The following is a 16,427-nucleotide window of genomic DNA, read 5'->3' on the forward strand; positions in this document are numbered from 1 at the left end:
CGTTCCCAGATGATAGTGGTGCTGAGGGTTGGCGTTGAAGCCCGTCACCACGGCACGCAAACTGGCGTGACCGCTCAGTTGCGCATAGATCAGCGCGACCAAATGATCCCAGCTCTTGAACGACTTGTCGTAGGCATCCCCGTCCACACGATCCACAGCAGCCTGAAATTGCCGCCGATTGATCGGTTCAAGGAGCCTTCCAAAAATGCTATCGCTAAACCGCATGCCCGGTCACCTTCTGAGTCTCGACAACCAGAAAGTACCTGCTTCACGCCGGTTAAACCGGGCATGCTCCGCGACACAGTGAATCATTCCCCGGACAGCCCTGCGTTCTTACGGGGAGAGGGTTGGGGTGAGGGGCCTCTCTCCACACGTGAGATCGTCGATAGACCTGTACCCCCTCACCCGGATTGCTTCGCAATCCGACCTCTCCCCGCAAGCGGGGCGAGGTGAAGAAGGCGCGTCGTCGCGCCTCAGCGCTGCCAGTTGCAGATGCCGCCGGAGCGGCACGGCCAGGTCTGGATGCGGGTGTCCCTCGCCTGCGCATCCAGCGGATTGCCGTGGCGATGCGCGAGTTTGGCCCGGGCCGCACCACGCGGCTGCGCGGGCTTGACGTGCGCGACCTTCGGCTCCGACACATGCACGCGTTCGGCGGCAACCTTCTTCGGCACGTCCACCGGCTCGGCGCGGGCCTGCGCCTCGCTGCCGCCGCGGGCCTCGAGTGCGACCGGTGCGAACCGCGTCTCCGGCCCGAGCCGCTTCGGCGACAACACCGCCTTCGACAGATCGAGACCGAGATATTCATCAGGCTTGTAGTCATCAGCGCGCGCGACGCCGCCCCATGCGAACACGAGGGCAACGGCAACAGCAAAATGAGCGCTCTTCAGGACCACGGACGCCTCCTGAAATTGATTTATTAAAGGGGTAATTTACCCCTATTTAGGAAGCGTCGCGCGCAATTCCAGCGGTCAAGTGGCGCCGTGGTTAAGAAGTTTGGCAGTGTCAGGCGACTTTTCGCGTCGCCCCCGTCCCATCCAGGAACCCCATCAGGCGGCTGCGGATGATGGTTTCCGCCTCAACCATGATGCGATCGACGAGTTCCTTGCAGGAGGGGATGTCGTGAATGAGGCCCGCGACCATGCCGCAGCTCCAGGCGCCCGCGTCCATCTCCCCTTCCAGCATGATCTTGGGATAGACGCCCGCGACCTGGTCGTGGATGTCGTCGATGGTGAGCTTGTCGCCCTTCGCGCGCTCGATCTCGAGCAGACGATCGACATTGGCGTTCTTCAGGACGCGTTCGGTGTTGCGCAAGCTCCGCATGATCAGACGGGTGTCGAGCTCGGTCGCGGCGACCAGCGCATTCTTCACGTTCTGATGCACCGGCGCTTCCTTGGTCGCGATGAAGCGCGTGCCCATGTTCATGCCGGCTGCGCCCAGCGACAAGGCGGCGACGAGGCTCCGGCCATCGGCCATGCCGCCGGAGGCGACGAACGGGATCTTCAATTCCTCCGCCGCGCGCGGCAGCAGGATCATGTTCGGAATGTCGTCCTCACCGGGATGGCCGCCGCACTCAAAGCCGTCGACGCTGACGGCGTCGCAGCCGATCCGCTCGGCCTTCAGGGAATGGCGCACCGAGGTGCATTTGTGGATCACCTTGATGCCGGCCGCCTTCAGCGCCGGCATATACTGTTCCGGGCTACGGCCTGCAGTCTCCACCGACTTGACGCCACCTTCGACAATGGCCGCGATGTATTCGGGATAGGGCGGTGCCGAAAAGGTCGGCAGAAAGGTGAGGTTCACGCCGAACGGCTTGTCGGTCATGTCGCGGCAGCGCGCGATCTCTTTTGCCAGCAGCTCCGGCGTCTTCTGCGTGAGGCCGGTAATGATGCCGAGCCCGCCGGCATTCGAGACGGCGGCGGCCAGCCCGGCAAAGCCGACGAAATGCATGCCGCCCTGGATGATGGGGTGCTCGATGCCGAACAATTCGGTGATCGCGGTCTTCACGTAGGCTTCCTCCCGGATTTCGGTTTGTATGGGGGCAGTCTAGTCGCAGTCTCGTGTCGCGGTCACCATTTCTCTCCGAAGGGCCGGATCTCCATTTCGAAGGTCCAGGCGCTCTTCGGCTGCTGATAGAGCTGCCAATAGGAATCGGCCACGGCCGACGGCGGCATCAGCAGGTCGGGATTGTCGAGCGCGTTCGGACCGAGCGCCTCGAGACGGCGCTGCCGCACCCATTCGGTATCGACGCCGGAATCGATGATGAGATGGGCGACGTGGATGTTCTTCGGCCCAAGCTCGCGCGCGATCGCCTGCGCCACCGCGCGCAGACCGAATTTGGCGCTGGCGAACGCGGCAAAGCCGCTGCCGCCACGCAAGGAGGCCGTGGCGCCGGTGAAGAAGATGTTGCCGCCGCCGCGCGGAAGCATCAGCCGCGCAGCTTCCCGGCCTGCGAGGAAGCCGGAATAGCAGGCCATCTCCCACACCTTCCGGAACACGCGCTCGGTGGTGTCGAGGATCGGGAAATTGACGTTGGCGCCGACGTTGAAGATGCAAACTTCCAGCGGCGCGTGCTTGTCGGCATCGTCGAGGAAGGAGATGACCTCTTCCTCTTTCCGCGCATCGAGCGAGCGCGCGTGGATCTCGCCGCCGGCGGCCTCGATATCCTTCACCAGAGGCGCCAGTTTGTCGCCGTTGCGGCGTCCGGCGAAGACCGAAAAACCTTCGGCAGCGAATTTCTTGGCAATCTCGGAGCCGATGAAATCGCCGGCCCCGATCACGGCGGCTGTCGCGTTTCGCTTGGGCAAGGTCGCCTCCTCAGGTGCGCATGTGTTTGAAGCGAAGGCTATAGTTCTAAAATAGAACTGTCAAATTGCGGGGCAGACTGCTAGGTTCATGGGCAAATTGCACTGATCATTCAAGTCAGTTCCTTTTTCTGACTTACTGAGCCGCGCCGGAGACCGGATCATGAAGTGGGACACGCTGGACGAAGAGCCCTGCTCGCTCTCCCGTACCGTCGCCGTTGTCGGAGATCGCTGGACGCTTCTGATCCTGCGCGAATGCTTCTTGCGCGTGCGACGGTTCGAGGGATTTCAGTCCTCGCTCCAGATCACCAGGCATCTTCTGTCGGAACGGCTGAAGAAGCTGGTCCGCTTCGGCATCCTGCGCCGCGTCCCCTATTCCGAGGCGCCCAAGCGCTACGAATACATCCTGACGCAGAAGGGCCTCGACCTCTACCCGATCATCATGGCGATGGTGCATTGGGGCGACATCCACATGGGCGACGAGCGCGGCCGCCCGCTGCTGCATGAGCACAAGACTTGCGGCAAGCTGTTCGACCCGGTGATGGTGTGCTCGGAATGCGGCGAGGTGCTGCATGCGAAGCAGGTGCATGTGCATGCGGGGCCAGGGCGACGGGAAGCGGTGGGGTGAGTGGCACTGACGCGCAGCACCGCCGCCGTGGGATCATCGGCACAGCTGACGATCGCGAATGATAGCGCGGTGCCGATGCCGCACTCTTCGATCGTGATACTTTCAGCCTCGGCGCACCTTCATCAGTGCGTCTTGGTCTCGTGCCACTTTTCCAGATCGGGCTTCGCCTCGCCCGATCGCTGCTCCTTCTCCGGATTGCCTTTCCAGGGCTTGTCCGTCTGGGCGTGCGATCCCCAATCGTTCTGATGTCGGGGATCGTCGGTGGGCTTTTCCTTGCTCATTGGATCTCCTCAGGTGCGGAGCCTACGCGAAGGGAACGCCATAGTAGGAGTTAATGCCGCGCACCGCCGCATCGTCACCCCAGTTCCAATCGCTCTGCTCACCATATTTCGGCGCGCCTTGCAGCTCCTTGGTTGTAATCCCCGTCACGTAGCCACCGAGCTCGGTGTCGTACTTCAGGGACTGCCAAGGCAAGGGATAGTGGTCATTTCCGACTCCCAGAAATCCGCCGAAGCCGAGCACGGCGTAGGACACCCTGCCGCTGATCTTGTCGATCATCACCCGCTCGATCGAACCGATCTTGTTGCGATCCGCGCCATAGACCGACGTTCCCTCGACCTTGTCGCTGCCGATCAGGCGGCCCATTTCGCTGCGGTCCAGTTCGCCTTGATTCAGCATCTCAATTCTCCACTCAGCCAGTGTGTGGACCAACCTGTTCCGATGGTGATCGTTCCAGAGCGGGTTCGGCGACTCGCCAGGAACAGCGCTGGAAACGAGTGGTTCTCCGAGTCTTTATTTCGGATAATCGACATCCGCCCGCAATGTCCCAGACCGTCGCCGACTTCATCGTCCAGCATCTGTATCAGTGTGTGCAGCACGTTTTTTGGGTATACTGGCGATGGCATCAACGGCGTGTTCGGCGCGATGAACCGGGCCGCAAGATCGGCTTCGTGCAGGCGCGGCACGAGGAAATGGCGGCGTTCATGGCAACCGCCTACGCGAAGTTCTCGGGCCAGCTCGGCGTCTGCATCGCAAGCGAGATGCCCGTCGCGCTGGAGGTGAAGACAGCCCCCGAGGTGCCGCCGCTGCCGCCGCTCATCACCTTGCAGCAGGCCAAGAACTTCTCGCTCGCGCTGATGAAGGGCGATCCCAACGAGAGCGGCATGATCAAGGGGGCGGCACGGCAGGTGCTGGTGAAGATCCTGCCCGGAAAGGAATGAGGTAAACCATGAGCGATTTCCGCGATATCCAGCATGGTGTCAACGATCCCGTCGACGGCGTCGACGTGAAGCGTCAGTTCAACTCCACGCAGACACCGCATGAGCGCGCGCAGCACCATGCCGACGTACGGTCGGCGCCGTCGGCCTCGCCCGAAGAACCGTTCCTGCCGGAGCGATTGCGGCGCAAGCCGACCGACCCCATCAATCCACGCACCGGCCGCAATCCGGCCGACTAGCCGCTCAGGAACGTCGGCCCCGGCACCGTGATGAGGTTCCAGTTCGCCGCGCTGCCTGCCACCGTCCTCGCCTTTGCAGTCTGGCTCGTGGCCGCTTTCGCTCTGCTCGCAGGTCTCGGGGGTGCAGCCTGATGCCGGTCAAGCTGTCGTCATCTTCGCTGAAGCAGACGCATTGGTACGAGTACGGCGTTCGCTTCGTGCTTGGCGGCCTGGCAACGGTTTTGGCGGGACTTGTCGGGGCACATTTCGGCGAGACCGTCGGTGGACTTTTCCTCGCGCTTCCTGCCGTCTTCTGCGCCAGCGCCACGCTGATCGAGAGCCATGAGCGGCGCGCCAAGGAGAAGGCTGGCCTCGACGGCCGCCGGCGCGGGCGAGAGGCCGCCGCGCTCGACGCCGCCGGCGCCAGCCTGGGAAGCATCGGACTTGCTGCGTTCGCCGCCGTCTTCTACATCACCGTTCCGGCGAGCACCGTCGGCGCATTCGTCGCTGCCGTCGCAATCTGGGCCGCGGTCTCCGTGTCGATCTGGTGGCTGAGGCGAAAGCTTCGCATCGTCTCACGACGCTCATCGTCCTGACGCTGGCCGCGGTCAGCGAGGCGCCAGAGCTTCCCGGGGCATCAGGAATTCAAACATCTCGGCCGCGGTCTGAAGCTGCTCGATGCGCGCGGCAACGGAATCGCGCTGAACGCCGGCCGGCAAGCTCGCAAGCTCATGCTCGAGCCGCAGCCTCTGCGCGTCGAGGCGTTGCTCGAATGTGTGGGGCTCAGACCGTCTTCGCATCGTCCGTCCTCGGGGGTTGCAGGCCCGGGCTGTTGGCCCAGCGCTCGACCTGCTCAATGACCTTCTGATGGCTTGGACGCACCGGCTTTGGCGCTTCGCGTTCCTCGGAAAGCTTGCGGGGTAACCTGACCTCGTCCGTCATGGTGCGTCTCCCTTCCCTCTGGAAATGCATCTCCACGAGAATCGTTTCAAGTAACTTATTGATTTATTTAGACTATATTGCTCAACTGACGCTTTTTGGGACTCCTGTGGAACTCTCGGCAAATTGGCCGGTTTAGCAAATTACTCATCTTGCTCAATTTGCGTGATTGACCATGAACGACCTTCGCGCCGAGCGGCTCCAAGTCATGCTTTCGCCGGAAGAGCTGGCCGCAGTGGATGATTTCCGGTTCAAGCACCGCATGCCAACGCGTGCCGCGGCAGTCCGCGAGCTGCTCAAGTTTGGACTCGCAGCCGCGGGCATCGAGACGAGCATCGACCCGTCAACGGGCATCAAATCAAGCGAGTTTGGTGTATTTGGCCGCGGGCCGGACGGACACACGCCGGGAAAATCCGAGAACGACGCCGAGGATTGATCTGATCGGCCCCGCAAAACAAAACGACCCCGGCACAGAGGGGTGCCAGGGCCGTCCTTGGAGATTGCTTCCGGCGCACCGGGGGCATGACAACCGGAAGCAATCCGTCGACTCTTCGCGCCCGGAATCGTTCCTTGCGAGAACTAGCCCGTCGGGGCGCCGCCGGAATCGTCCGGCATCACGCCGGATCGCGGCGTCTTGTTGTTGTCGTTGAGCTTGGAGTCGCGGGTCGCCTCACGCGACGGCGAGCCCTTCGAGTGCGTCTTGTGCGCGGTCTGTGCGCGCTGCTTGTCGCGCGGTTGACCCTCCGCGCGCTTATCCCTGACGATACCGTGGTCGGAATGCGCCATGATGTCCTCTCGCCTCTCCAGTTGTCCTGCCAGATGTCCCGAAGCGCTTACGCACCGGCGCGTCGAATGTTCCGGTTCAGACGAGAGGCCGCTGCGCTAGCTATGCGCCGCATGGACCGGGGCCGATGCATTTTCCAGATGCACCTGCCGTACCGTCGTCACGGTTGCGAACGCCACCGAGACGCCAAAAGCGAGAATCAGCGAAAGAAGTGCAAGACGTGGAGCCATTGCAAAATCTCCTTCTAAAATCGAAAATCAACGCGATTGACTGTTTCCGAATGATCCTCGATTGGTCGCTTGCATTCCGTGCGCAGTCTCACACCCCGATTCACGAAACCGAGAGCGCCTATGCGTCCTGCCTTTGGGAGGTACGGACCGTTACGGGCGGAATTTCGCCATCGAGCCAGTCCTGTTCTGTCGCGAGCGCGGTCCAGGCGTCCGCCATGCGCGAATAGCGCTTATGGGCAGGTTTCCCTTCCGCTCGCTCGGCGAGCTGCAGGCAGTTCTCGGCGTTGTCTCTGAAGATGTCGGACTGTTTCATGAATCAGACGTGGGGACGGAACTGTCGCGTCGCAACCGCCCCTTACCGGATCGTAACGTTCGGGGAACTTCGCACGCCATCCGTCATTGATATCGATGCGAGTTCTTGTCGCGATCATCCTGATGTTCATCAGCACCGCAGCGCTTGCCGACAGCACCGGCGAGCGAAGGCCGGGCGACCGCACGCCGACGGCGACCGACGTCATCAACGGCCTGTACGCGTTCAGCCGCTTCCAGCAGGGTCTCCTCGAAAGCACCGACCTGAAGGGCAATGCGGAGGTGAAAAACCTCGCCGTCCTGCGCGCCGAGGAAGCGGCGAAACGCGACAAGGTCTTGAAGGACATTCAACAGGCGCTCGGCGCCGAGCCGCGCGTCGGCAAGACAACGGCGAGTGCAAGCCTCGGCGAACCTGGCAATTCGGAGGGACCAGCCTATGTGCGAACCTTCTACGCCGCGCAGATCCCCGAATATGAATCCACCATCGCCCTGCTCGAGCACTATCTGAAAGCTCCCGACAATGCCGCCCTTGCCGCCTTTGCCCGCGACCAACTGCCGGTGCTGCGTTCGCAGGTGAAGGATGCGGAGCGGACGATGGCAGACAAATAGTCCCCCGTTCGTCCGCCGGGCGGCCGCCCCACCCGCGGTGCCCGCCCGCCTGGCATGGAAGTGATCGCAAAGGCGGCGAATCAGTCCTAGATTCCTAGGAACCGGTTGGAACTAATCGCTTTTGTCGTCGTTATTGCCGTCGGGCTGAGCAAAGCAGGTTCCATTTCCAGGCGCCGCAACCTTGGCGCTTGATTTCGAATTTGGCTGACGCTCTAGTTTGACTAATTGCGTCACGCCTTAGATTCGGCCGACGCCTGCGGGGGAATCAGTATGAGCGACCTCGATCCCGGATCTGCATCACGCTCCGGTCGTCGCGTCCCAAAGCCAAGAACTAACGGTATGTCAGAGCCGGACTCCCGGCCGGAATTGCTACTCGCCTTGCAGGCCATGCGTAGCGGCGATTTCTCGGTGCGTATGAGCGGCGACTATCTCGGTATCGACGGCAAGATTGCCGACACTTTTAACGAAATCATCGCCGCCAACCAGCGCATGGCGCAGCAGCTCGAGCTGGTCGGCCAGGTGGTGGGACGCGAGGGCAAGACCCGGCAGCGTGTGAAGTTCGGCCTCGCCTCCGGCTCCTGGGCCGACATGGAAGGCTCCGTCAACACGCTGATCGACGATTTGTTGTGGCCGACGCGCGAGGTGACCCGCGCGGTCGCGGCGGTGGCGCAAGGCGACCTGCTCCAGACCGTCAAGCTCGACGTCGACGGCCGTCCGCTCCGCGGTGAATTCCTGCAGTCGGCGAACATCGTCAACACCATGATCAAGCAGCTGGGCGTGTTCACCTCCGAGGTGACGCGCGTGGCGCGCGAGGTCGGCACCGAAGGCAAGCTCGGCGGCCAGGCCCAGGTGCCCGAGGTGACCGGCGTCTGGAAGGATCTGACCGAGAGCGTCAACTCGATGGCGAACAACCTGACCAACCAGGTTCGCAACATCGCCGAGGTCACGATCGCGGTCGCCAACGGCGACTTGTCCAAGAAGATCACCGTCGACGTCCGCGGCGAGATCCTTCAGCTCAAGGAAGCCATCAACACGATGGTGGACCAGCTCCGCTCCTTCGCCTCCGAAGTGACGCGCGTGGCGCGCGAGGTCGGCACCGACGGCAAGCTCGGCGGCCAGGCGATCGTGCCCGGCGTCGCCGGCACCTGGAAGGATCTCACCGACTCCGTGAACGCGATGTGCGGCAACCTGACCGCGCAGGTCCGCAACATCGCCAACGTCACCACCGCCGTGGCGCGCGGCGACTTGTCCCGCAAGATCACGGTGGACGTGCGCGGCGAAATCCTGGAGCTGAAGGACACCATCAACACCATGGTGGACCAGCTCAACTCCTTTGCCTCCGAAGTGACGCGCGTCGCACGCGAGGTCGGCACCGAAGGCAAGCTCGGCGGCCAGGCCCAGGTGCCCGGTGTGGCCGGCACCTGGAAGGACCTCACCGACAACGTCAACTTCATGGCGTCGAACCTGACCGCGCAGGTCCGCAACATCGCCGACGTCGCCACCGCCATCGCCGGCGGCGACCTCTCCAAGAAGATCACCGTGAACGTGTCCGGCGAGATCCTTCAGCTGAAGGAAACGCTCAACACCATGGTGGACCAGCTCAACGCCTTCGCCGGCGAAGTCACGCGCGTCGCCCGCGAGGTCGGCACCGAGGGACGTCTCGGCGGTCAGGCCAACGTGCTCGGCGTCGCCGGCACCTGGAAGGACCTTACCGAGAGCGTCAACTCGATGGCCTCGAACCTGACCGCACAGGTCCGCAACATCGCCGAGGTGACGACCGCGGTCGCAGGCGGCGACTTGTCGAAGAAGATCACCGTGGACGTGCGCGGCGAAATCCTCGAGCTGAAAGACACCATCAACACCATGGTGGACCAGCTCAACGCCTTCGCCGGCGAAGTCACGCGCGTCGCCCGCGAGGTCGGCACCGAAGGCAAGCTCGGCGGCCAGGCCCAGGTGCGCGGCGTCGCCGGCACCTGGAAAGACTTGACGGACAGCGTCAACTCGATGGCCTCGAACCTGACGGGTCAGGTCCGCAACATCGCCGAAGTCGCCACCGCCGTGGCCAAGGGCGACCTGTCGAAGAAGATCACCGTGAACGTGTCGGGCGAAATCCTTCAGCTGAAGGAAACGCTCAACACCATGGTGGACCAGCTCAACGCCTTCGCCGGCGAAGTCACGCGCGTCGCCCGCGAGGTCGGCACCGAAGGCAAGCTCGGCGGCCAGGCCGAGGTGCCCGGCGTCGCCGGCACCTGGAAGGACCTCACCGACAGCGTCAACTCGATGGCCGGTAACCTCACCGCCCAGGTCCGCAACATCGCCGAGGTCGCGACCGCGATCGCCGGCGGCGACCTGTCGCGCAAGATCACGGTGGACGTGCGCGGCGAGATCCTTCAGCTCAAGGACACGCTGAATACGATGGTCGACCAGCTCAACCGCTTCGCGGGTGAGGTGACGCGCGTGGCGCGCGAGGTCGGCACCGAGGGTCGTCTCGGCGGTCAGGCCAACGTGCCCGGCGTCGCCGGCACCTGGAAGGATCTCACCGACAGCGTGAACTCGATGGCGGGCAACCTCACCGCCCAGGTCCGCAACATCGCCGAGGTCACCACCGCCGTGGCGCGCGGCGACCTCTCGCGCAAGATCACCGTGGACGTGCGCGGCGAAATCCTCGAGCTGAAAAACACCATCAACACCATGGTGGACCAGCTCAACGGCTTTGCCGGCGAAGTGACGCGCGTCGCGCGCGAGGTCGGCACCGAAGGCAAGCTCGGCGGCCAGGCCGAAGTGCCCGGCGTCGCCGGCACCTGGAAGGATCTCACCGACAACGTCAACTTCATGGCGTCGAACCTGACGGCCCAGGTCCGCAACATCGCCGAGGTCGCAACCGCGATCGCCGGCGGCGACCTGTCGAAGAAGATCACGGTGGACGTGCGCGGCGAGATCCTGCTGCTCAAGGACACCCTGAACACCATGGTCGAGCAGCTCCGCTCCTTCGCCGCCGAAGTGACCCGCGTGGCGCGCGAGGTCGGCACCGAGGGCCGGCTCGGCGGTCAGGCCGTCGTGCCCGGCGTCGGCGGCACCTGGAAGGACCTCACCGACAACGTCAACCTGCTGGCCGCGAACCTCACCACGCAGGTCCGCAACATCGCCGAAGTGACCACCGCTGTGGCCCGAGGCGACTTGTCGCGCAAGATCACCGTCGACGTGAAGGGGGAAATCCTCGAGCTGAAGAACACCATCAACACCATGGTGGACCAGCTCAACGCCTTCGCCGGCGAAGTCACCCGCGTCGCGCGCGAGGTCGGTACCGAAGGCAAGCTCGGCGGTCAGGCCGCGGTGCCCGGCGTTGCCGGCACCTGGAAGGACCTCACCGACACCGTCAATCTCATGGCCGCGAACCTGACCGAGCAGGTGCGCGGTATCGTCAAGGTGGTGACCGCGGTCGCCAACGGCGACCTCAAGCAGAATCTGACGATGAAATCGCGGGGCGAGGTGGCGGCGCTCGCCGACACCATCAACAACATGACCGAGACGCTCGCGACCTTCGCCGACCAGGTGACGTCGGTGGCGCGCGAGGTCGGCGTCGAGGGCCGCCTCGGCGGCCAGGCCAACGTGCCTGGTGCCGCCGGCACCTGGAAGGACCTCACCGGCAACGTCAACCTCCTGGCGGCCAACCTCACCTCGCAGGTGCGCGCGATTGCGGAAGTGGCGACCGCCGTGACCAAGGGTGACCTGACACGGTCGATCCAGGTCGACGCCCGCGGCGAAGTCGCGGAGTTGAAGGACAACATCAACACGATGATCACGAACCTCCGTCTCACGACGGACGTGAACACCGAGCAGGACTGGCTGAAGACCAACCTCGCGAAATTCACCAACATGCTTCAGGGCCAGCGCGACCTCGCCACCGTCGGCCGGCTGCTGCTGACCGAACTGTCGCCGCTGGTGAACGCGCATACCGGCGTGATCTACCAGGTCGAGAACGAGGACAATCCACAGCTCCTGCTGCTCGCATCCTACGCCGGCGACGGCGTCTACCCCTACCAGCGCGTACTGCCGTTCGGCGACGGCCTGATCGGCCAATGCGCGCTCGACCGGCGGCCGCGCGTGGTCGCGGATATTCCCTCCGACGTGGTGCCGATCAACTCGGCGCTGTTCCGCGTCGCCCCGAAGAACCTCGTGGTGCTGCCGGTGCTGTTCGAGGGCCAGGTCAAGGCCGTGATCGAGCTCGCCTCGCTGACCTCGTTCACGACCTCGCAGATGACCTTCCTGGAGCAGCTCACCGACTCCATCGGCATCGTGCTCAACTCGATCGAGGCGACGATGCAGACCGAAGGCCTGCTCAAGCAGTCGCAGCAGCTGGCCGGCGAGCTTCAGACCCAGCAGCGCGAATTGCAGCAGACCAACGACCAGCTCGAGCAGAAGGCGCAGCAGCTCGCCGAGCGCAACGTCGAGGTCGAGCGCAAGAACCAGGAAATCGAGCAGGCCCGCCGCGCGCTCGAGGAGAAGGCGACCGAGCTCGCGCTCACCTCGAAGTACAAGTCCGAATTCCTCGCCAATATGAGCCACGAGCTGCGCACGCCGCTGAACTCGATCCTGATCCTGGGACAGCAGCTCACCGACAATCCGGACGGCAACCTCTCGGCCAAGCAGGTCGAATTCGCCCGCACCATCCACGGCGCCGGCACCGACCTGCTCAACCTCATCAGCGACATTCTCGATCTCTCCAAGATCGAGTCCGGCACGGTGACGGTGGACGCCGAGGAAATCCTGACCTCGAACCTGCTCGAAACCGTCGGACGGCCGTTCCGGCACGAGGCGGAGAACCGCAACCTGTCGTTCAAGATCGACGTCGACCCGAACCTCGCGCGCAGCATCGTCACCGACTCCAAGCGCCTGCAACAGGTCCTGAAGAACCTGCTGTCCAACGCCTTCAAGTTCACCGCCGAAGGCGAAGTGCGCCTGAAGGTCGGCGGCGCGCTCGGCGGCTGGGGAACGGATCACCCGGTGCTGAACTCCGCGCCGGCCGTGATCGCGTTCGAGGTGTCCGATACCGGCATCGGCATTCCCCTGGAGAAGCAGAAGCTGATCTTCGAGGCGTTCCAGCAGGCAGACGCCGGCACCAGCCGCAAATATGGCGGCACCGGCCTTGGCCTCGCCATCAGCCGCGAGCTCGCCAGCCTGCTCGGCGGCGAAATCCATCTGCGCAGCGCACCGGGCAAGGGCTCGTCCTTCACCCTTTATCTGCCGTTGAAATATTCCGGCCCGACACTTGCGCCGCGCGCCACGCCACAGCAATACAGCCAGCCACCGGCGCTGCAACCGACGGCGCCCGAGCCGCGCGTCATCGAGCAGCTTCCCGACGACCGTCTCAACCTCGAACCCGGCGACAGCATCCTCCTGATCGTCGAGGACGACCCGCATTACGCACGCGTGCTGGTCGATCTCGCGCGCGACAAGGGTTTCAAGGTGCTGGTCGCGGCCCGCGGTGCCGAGGCGCTGGAACTTGCCAAGCAATACCAGCCGAGAGCGGTCTCGCTCGACGTGTTCCTGCCGGACATGCTCGGCTGGACGGTGCTGAGCCAGCTCAAGCACAATCCGCTGACGCGCCACATCCCCGTGCAGATCATCACGCTCGACGAGGACCGCCAGCATGCGCTGGCGCGCGGCGCGTTCTCCTTCGTCAACAAGCCGACGACGACCGAAGGGGTTTCGGCCGCGCTGACGCAGATCAAGGAATATGCGCGGCCGCGGCGCAAGCGGCTCCTGATCGTCGAGGACAACGAGGCCGAGCGGCTCTCGATCCGCGAGCTCCTGCATCACGACGACATCGAGATCGTGACGACCGACACCGGCGCCGGCGCACTCTCGACGCTGCGCGAAGCGCCCTGCGATTGCGTGGTGCTGGACCTGCGCCTGCCCGACATGAGCGGCTTCGAGGTGCTGGACCAGATCCGCCACGACGAAGCACTTTCGAACATTCCGGTCGTGGTGTTCACCGGCCGCGAGCTCTCGGCGGAGGAAGATGCCGAGCTCCACACCATGGCGCGCAGTATCGTGGTCAAGGGCGTGGAATCGCCCGAGCGCCTGCTCGACGAGACCGCGTTGTTCCTGCACCGCGTGATCACGGAACTGCCGGTCGAGAAGCAGCGCATGCTGGAGAAGCTGAACAGTTCCGACGAGGACCTGATCGGAAAGACCGCGCTGCTCGTCGACGACGACGCCCGCAACATCTTCGCGCTGTCGAGCGTGCTGGAACGGCGCGGGATGAAGGTGCTGACGGCGACGACCGGCCGCGAGGCGGTGACGCTGGTCGAGTCCAATCCGGAAATCGCCATCGTCCTGATGGACATCATGATGCCTCAGATGGATGGATATCAGACCATCGGCGTGATCCGCGAGAACCCAGCCTTCGCGCGCCTGCCGATCATCGCGTTGACCGCCAAGGCAATGAAGGGCGACCGCGAGAAATGCCTGGAAGCCGGCGCGTCCGACTACCTCGCCAAGCCCGTCAACACCGATCAATTGCTGCTTGCGATCCGCATGTGGCTGCACCGCTGAGCTGGACGCGCGAATGGACCACGAAAAGGTCAACATCCTCCTCGTCGACGACCAGCCGGCCAAGCTGCTCGCCTATGAGGTGATCTTGAAGGAACTGGGCGAGAACCTCGTGATCGCCTCGTCCGGTCGCGAGGCGCTGGAGGTGCTGCTCAAGAACGAGATCGCGGTGATCCTGGTCGACGTCTGCATGCCCGAGCTCGACGGCTTCGAGCTCGCGGCGATGATCCGGGAGCATCCGCGCTTCCAGAAGACGGCGATGATCTTCATCTCGGCCATTCAAGTGAGCGACATCGACCGGTTGCGCGGCTATGAGATGGGTGCGGTCGACTATGTTCCGGTGCCTGTCGTGCCGGAGGTGCTGCGCGCCAAGATCAAGGTGTTCGCCGAGCTCTATCGCAAGACCCGCGAGCTCGAACGGCTGAACCAGGAACTCGAGGATCGCGTTCGCGCGCGCACGGCCGAGCTGGAGAACTCAACCGCAAAACTGCGCGAGAGCGAAGAGCGCCGCAGCATGGCGATCGCCGCCGGCAAGATGGGATCCTGGGACTGGGACTGGGTCAACGGCGACTGGATGTGGGACGAAGGCCAGTATCGCATTTTCGGCGTGACGCCGGAGAGCTTCAACGTCACCTCGGCCAACATCCAGGCGCTGCTGCACCCTGACGACGTCGACCGGTTCGGCCAGGCGATCGCCGCGTTCAACACCGGGGCACGCGCCTATGAAGGCGAGTTTCGCGTCAGCAGACCCGACGGCGAGGTGCGCTGGTGCGTCGGCACGGCGGCCGCGACGGTGGACCAGGCCGGCCGCGTGGTGCGCGTGAGCGGTGTCACCGTGGACATCACCGAGCGCAAGCGGGCCGAGGAGCGGCAAAATCTGCTGGCGCGGGAAGTCGATCATCGTGCCAAGAATGCGCTGGCGCTGGCGCAATCGATCGTGCGTCTCACCCGTGCCGACGAGGTCAAGGCCTATGTCAACGCCGTCGAGGGGCGTATCAACGCGCTGGCGCGCGTGCATACGATCCTGTCGCTGTCGAGCTGGCAGGGTGCCGAACTCTCGAAGCTGATCGACGAGGAACTCGCGCCCTATTCGCTCGGCGGCCAGATCAAGCTGGCGGGGCCCGAGGTTCAGTTGCTGCCCGCAACCGCCCAGACGCTGGCGCTGGCGCTGCACGAGCTTTTCACCAACTCGGCCAAGTATGGCGCCCTCTCGACGCGGTCGGGCCGGCTCATGATCAGCTGGCGGGTCGAGGAGGACCACCTCACACTGATCTGGGAGGAATCCGGCGGCCCACTTGTGAGGACGCCGAAGTCTCGCGGCTTCGGCACGCGGAGCCTGCTTGCGAGCGTCGAGTCCCAGCTCGGCGGACAGGCGCAATTCGATTGGCGCGCCGAGGGCCTGTTGTGCCGCCTGGAAGTGCCGTTGACCCGGAAGACCCCGACCGCGGCAGCGCAGCAGGGCAAGTTCGACGCCGCCACCTCCCTCGCCCTCCAGCGCGCGTCGGGTTAGCCCGACGCGGCGACTTTCATGCGCTGCACCGACCGCGGTTCATGGGCGACGCGCCCTTCGAGCCAGGCTTCCGTTTGTGCGAGATCGCGTAACGCCATCGCATAGCGGCGGGCCGCGCTTCGCTCGGCACCGCGCGGCAGCTTGCGCGCCTTGCGCAGCATATCGGCCGCCGCGTTTCGATAGGCCAGTGAGCGATAGAGAAAGACAACCTTACCCATATCGAATGTTCCCGTGTTGACGGCCTCCATGGTCGCAAGGTCGGCATGAACGTCGGATGAAGCCCGACGTGACAAATCGTTCATGCCGATGGAACCCGTAATCGCCGGCTGCGTTGCACGGATGATCGAGGTCGGTTCCATGCGTGCGAGAAAGTCGCCGAAGAAGTCGCCAAGTCTGATCTCTCCTACCGGCATCATCACGATCATGACGCATGCGATGATGGGCGTGGCGCTCGGCCTTGCCTTCGGTCTCGCGCTCATTCTATCCAACCCTGCGGTCGCAAATTTGCTGAAACACGGCGGAGATTCGGCCGCGGCCGTCTTTGTCCTTACGCTGGTGACGACGTTCGCGATCGGCGCGATGCTCACGGGTATCGTGTTCATCATCGCCGAGGACAAGGAATCTTGA

21 protein-coding genes are annotated in these 16,427 nt (G+C 64.0%); 9 read left to right on the top strand and 12 right to left on the bottom strand.

Annotated elements, in window-relative coordinates; translation table 11 throughout:
• The 4 genes from BM118_RS22010 to BM118_RS22025 form a co-directional block, all read right to left on the bottom strand.
• A partial coding sequence (locus tag BM118_RS22010; protein ID WP_143099468.1) for a DUF4372 domain-containing protein occupies window positions 1-225 on the bottom strand: 225 nt, incomplete at its 3' end.
• Window positions 226-473: 248 nt separating this feature from the next.
• The gene (locus BM118_RS22015) at window positions 474-893 is read right to left on the bottom strand and encodes a hypothetical protein (RefSeq protein WP_092187604.1); all 420 of its coding nucleotides are present in this window, start codon (window positions 891-893) and stop codon (window positions 474-476) included.
• A 109-nt stretch (window positions 894-1,002) separates the two neighbouring features.
• The gene (locus BM118_RS22020; protein ID WP_092187605.1) at window positions 1,003-2,004 is read right to left on the bottom strand and encodes an NAD(P)H-dependent flavin oxidoreductase; all 1,002 of its coding nucleotides are present in this window, start codon (window positions 2,002-2,004) and stop codon (window positions 1,003-1,005) included.
• 62 nt (window positions 2,005-2,066) lie between these two features.
• Window positions 2,067-2,804: an SDR family oxidoreductase gene (locus BM118_RS22025; protein WP_092187606.1), complete on the bottom strand. Its 738-nt coding sequence runs from the start codon at window positions 2,802-2,804 to the stop codon at window positions 2,067-2,069.
• A gap of 160 nt (window positions 2,805-2,964) precedes the next feature.
• Here BM118_RS22025 and BM118_RS22030 point away from each other — a divergent pair, with 160 nt between their 5' ends.
• Window positions 2,965-3,429 (top strand): winged helix-turn-helix transcriptional regulator, encoded by a 465-nt coding sequence (locus tag BM118_RS22030; protein WP_092187607.1) that lies wholly within the window; start codon window positions 2,965-2,967, stop codon window positions 3,427-3,429.
• A gap of 122 nt (window positions 3,430-3,551) precedes the next feature.
• On the opposite strand, the gene BM118_RS41560 is transcribed toward BM118_RS22030, so the two are convergent.
• Complete coding sequence (locus BM118_RS41560; RefSeq protein WP_177234562.1) at window positions 3,552-3,710, bottom strand: hypothetical protein; 159 nt, start codon at window positions 3,708-3,710, stop codon at window positions 3,552-3,554.
• 22 nt (window positions 3,711-3,732) lie between these two features.
• A complete protein-coding gene (locus tag BM118_RS22035; RefSeq protein WP_092187608.1) occupies window positions 3,733-4,107 on the bottom strand; it encodes a PRC-barrel domain-containing protein in 375 nt (124 codons plus the stop codon).
• Between the two features lie 143 nt (window positions 4,108-4,250).
• Between BM118_RS22035 and BM118_RS22040 the strand changes: the two genes are divergently transcribed.
• From BM118_RS22040 to BM118_RS22050, 3 genes are all read left to right on the top strand, one after another.
• The gene (locus BM118_RS22040; RefSeq protein WP_092187609.1) at window positions 4,251-4,649 is read left to right on the top strand and encodes a thiamine pyrophosphate-binding protein; all 399 of its coding nucleotides are present in this window, start codon (window positions 4,251-4,253) and stop codon (window positions 4,647-4,649) included.
• Window positions 4,650-4,657: 8 nt separating this feature from the next.
• On the top strand, window positions 4,658-4,885 hold the full coding sequence (locus BM118_RS22045) for a hypothetical protein (protein ID WP_092187610.1): 228 nt from the start codon (window positions 4,658-4,660) through the stop codon (window positions 4,883-4,885).
• Window positions 4,886-5,016: 131 nt separating this feature from the next.
• The gene (locus BM118_RS22050) at window positions 5,017-5,460 is read left to right on the top strand and encodes a DUF3147 family protein (protein WP_092187611.1); all 444 of its coding nucleotides are present in this window, start codon (window positions 5,017-5,019) and stop codon (window positions 5,458-5,460) included.
• A 12-nt stretch (window positions 5,461-5,472) separates the two neighbouring features.
• Here the strand turns inward: BM118_RS22050 and BM118_RS22055 are convergent, their stop codons facing one another.
• Window positions 5,473-5,664: a hypothetical protein gene (locus BM118_RS22055; RefSeq protein ID WP_092187612.1), complete on the bottom strand. Its 192-nt coding sequence runs from the start codon at window positions 5,662-5,664 to the stop codon at window positions 5,473-5,475.
• Entirely contained in the window at window positions 5,648-5,806 is a 159-nt protein-coding gene (locus tag BM118_RS41565; protein WP_177234563.1) for a hypothetical protein, read from the bottom strand. Before BM118_RS41565 ends, BM118_RS22055 begins: the two co-directional genes overlap by 17 nt.
• A gap of 172 nt (window positions 5,807-5,978) precedes the next feature.
• Here BM118_RS41565 and BM118_RS22065 point away from each other — a divergent pair, with 172 nt between their 5' ends.
• Entirely contained in the window at window positions 5,979-6,239 is a 261-nt protein-coding gene (locus BM118_RS22065; protein ID WP_177234564.1) for a hypothetical protein, read from the top strand.
• A gap of 143 nt (window positions 6,240-6,382) precedes the next feature.
• On the opposite strand, the gene BM118_RS22070 is transcribed toward BM118_RS22065, so the two are convergent.
• The 3 genes from BM118_RS22070 to BM118_RS22075 all read right to left on the bottom strand — a co-directional run bounded on the left by BM118_RS22070 (window position 6,383) and on the right by BM118_RS22075 (window position 7,130).
• Window positions 6,383-6,589 carry a hypothetical protein gene (locus tag BM118_RS22070; RefSeq protein ID WP_092187614.1) on the bottom strand — a complete coding sequence of 69 codons (207 nt, stop codon included), beginning with the start codon at window positions 6,587-6,589 and terminating at the stop codon, window positions 6,383-6,385.
• Between the two features lie 96 nt (window positions 6,590-6,685).
• The gene (locus tag BM118_RS42580) at window positions 6,686-6,817 is read right to left on the bottom strand and encodes a hypothetical protein (RefSeq protein ID WP_283806375.1); all 132 of its coding nucleotides are present in this window, start codon (window positions 6,815-6,817) and stop codon (window positions 6,686-6,688) included.
• 118 nt (window positions 6,818-6,935) lie between these two features.
• The gene (locus tag BM118_RS22075) at window positions 6,936-7,130 is read right to left on the bottom strand and encodes a hypothetical protein (RefSeq protein WP_092187615.1); all 195 of its coding nucleotides are present in this window, start codon (window positions 7,128-7,130) and stop codon (window positions 6,936-6,938) included.
• A 95-nt stretch (window positions 7,131-7,225) separates the two neighbouring features.
• On the opposite strand from BM118_RS22075, the gene BM118_RS22080 reads away from it, so the two are divergent.
• The 3 genes from BM118_RS22080 to BM118_RS22090 all read left to right on the top strand — a co-directional run bounded on the left by BM118_RS22080 (window position 7,226) and on the right by BM118_RS22090 (window position 15,800).
• Window positions 7,226-7,735: a DUF4142 domain-containing protein gene (locus BM118_RS22080; protein ID WP_092187616.1), complete on the top strand. Its 510-nt coding sequence runs from the start codon at window positions 7,226-7,228 to the stop codon at window positions 7,733-7,735.
• Between the two features lie 270 nt (window positions 7,736-8,005).
• Window positions 8,006-14,293 (top strand): HAMP domain-containing protein, encoded by a 6,288-nt coding sequence (locus tag BM118_RS22085; protein ID WP_092187617.1) that lies wholly within the window; start codon window positions 8,006-8,008, stop codon window positions 14,291-14,293.
• Window positions 14,294-14,306: 13 nt separating this feature from the next.
• Window positions 14,307-15,800 (top strand): HWE histidine kinase domain-containing protein, encoded by a 1,494-nt coding sequence (locus BM118_RS22090; protein ID WP_092187618.1) that lies wholly within the window; start codon window positions 14,307-14,309, stop codon window positions 15,798-15,800.
• Here BM118_RS22090 and BM118_RS42375 read toward each other — a convergent pair.
• Complete coding sequence (locus tag BM118_RS42375) at window positions 15,797-16,225, bottom strand: hypothetical protein (protein ID WP_244550196.1); 429 nt, start codon at window positions 16,223-16,225, stop codon at window positions 15,797-15,799. The two genes, BM118_RS22090 and BM118_RS42375, sit on opposite strands and share 4 nt — an antisense overlap.
• Here BM118_RS42375 and BM118_RS22100 point away from each other — a divergent pair.
• Window positions 16,158-16,427, top strand: a complete 270-nt coding sequence (locus tag BM118_RS22100; RefSeq protein WP_092187967.1) for a hypothetical protein — start codon at window positions 16,158-16,160, stop codon at window positions 16,425-16,427. The two genes, BM118_RS42375 and BM118_RS22100, sit on opposite strands and share 68 nt — an antisense overlap.

It is taken from the genome of Bradyrhizobium sp. cf659, assembly GCF_900113725.1.
Taxonomy (GTDB): domain Bacteria; phylum Pseudomonadota; class Alphaproteobacteria; order Rhizobiales; family Xanthobacteraceae; genus Bradyrhizobium.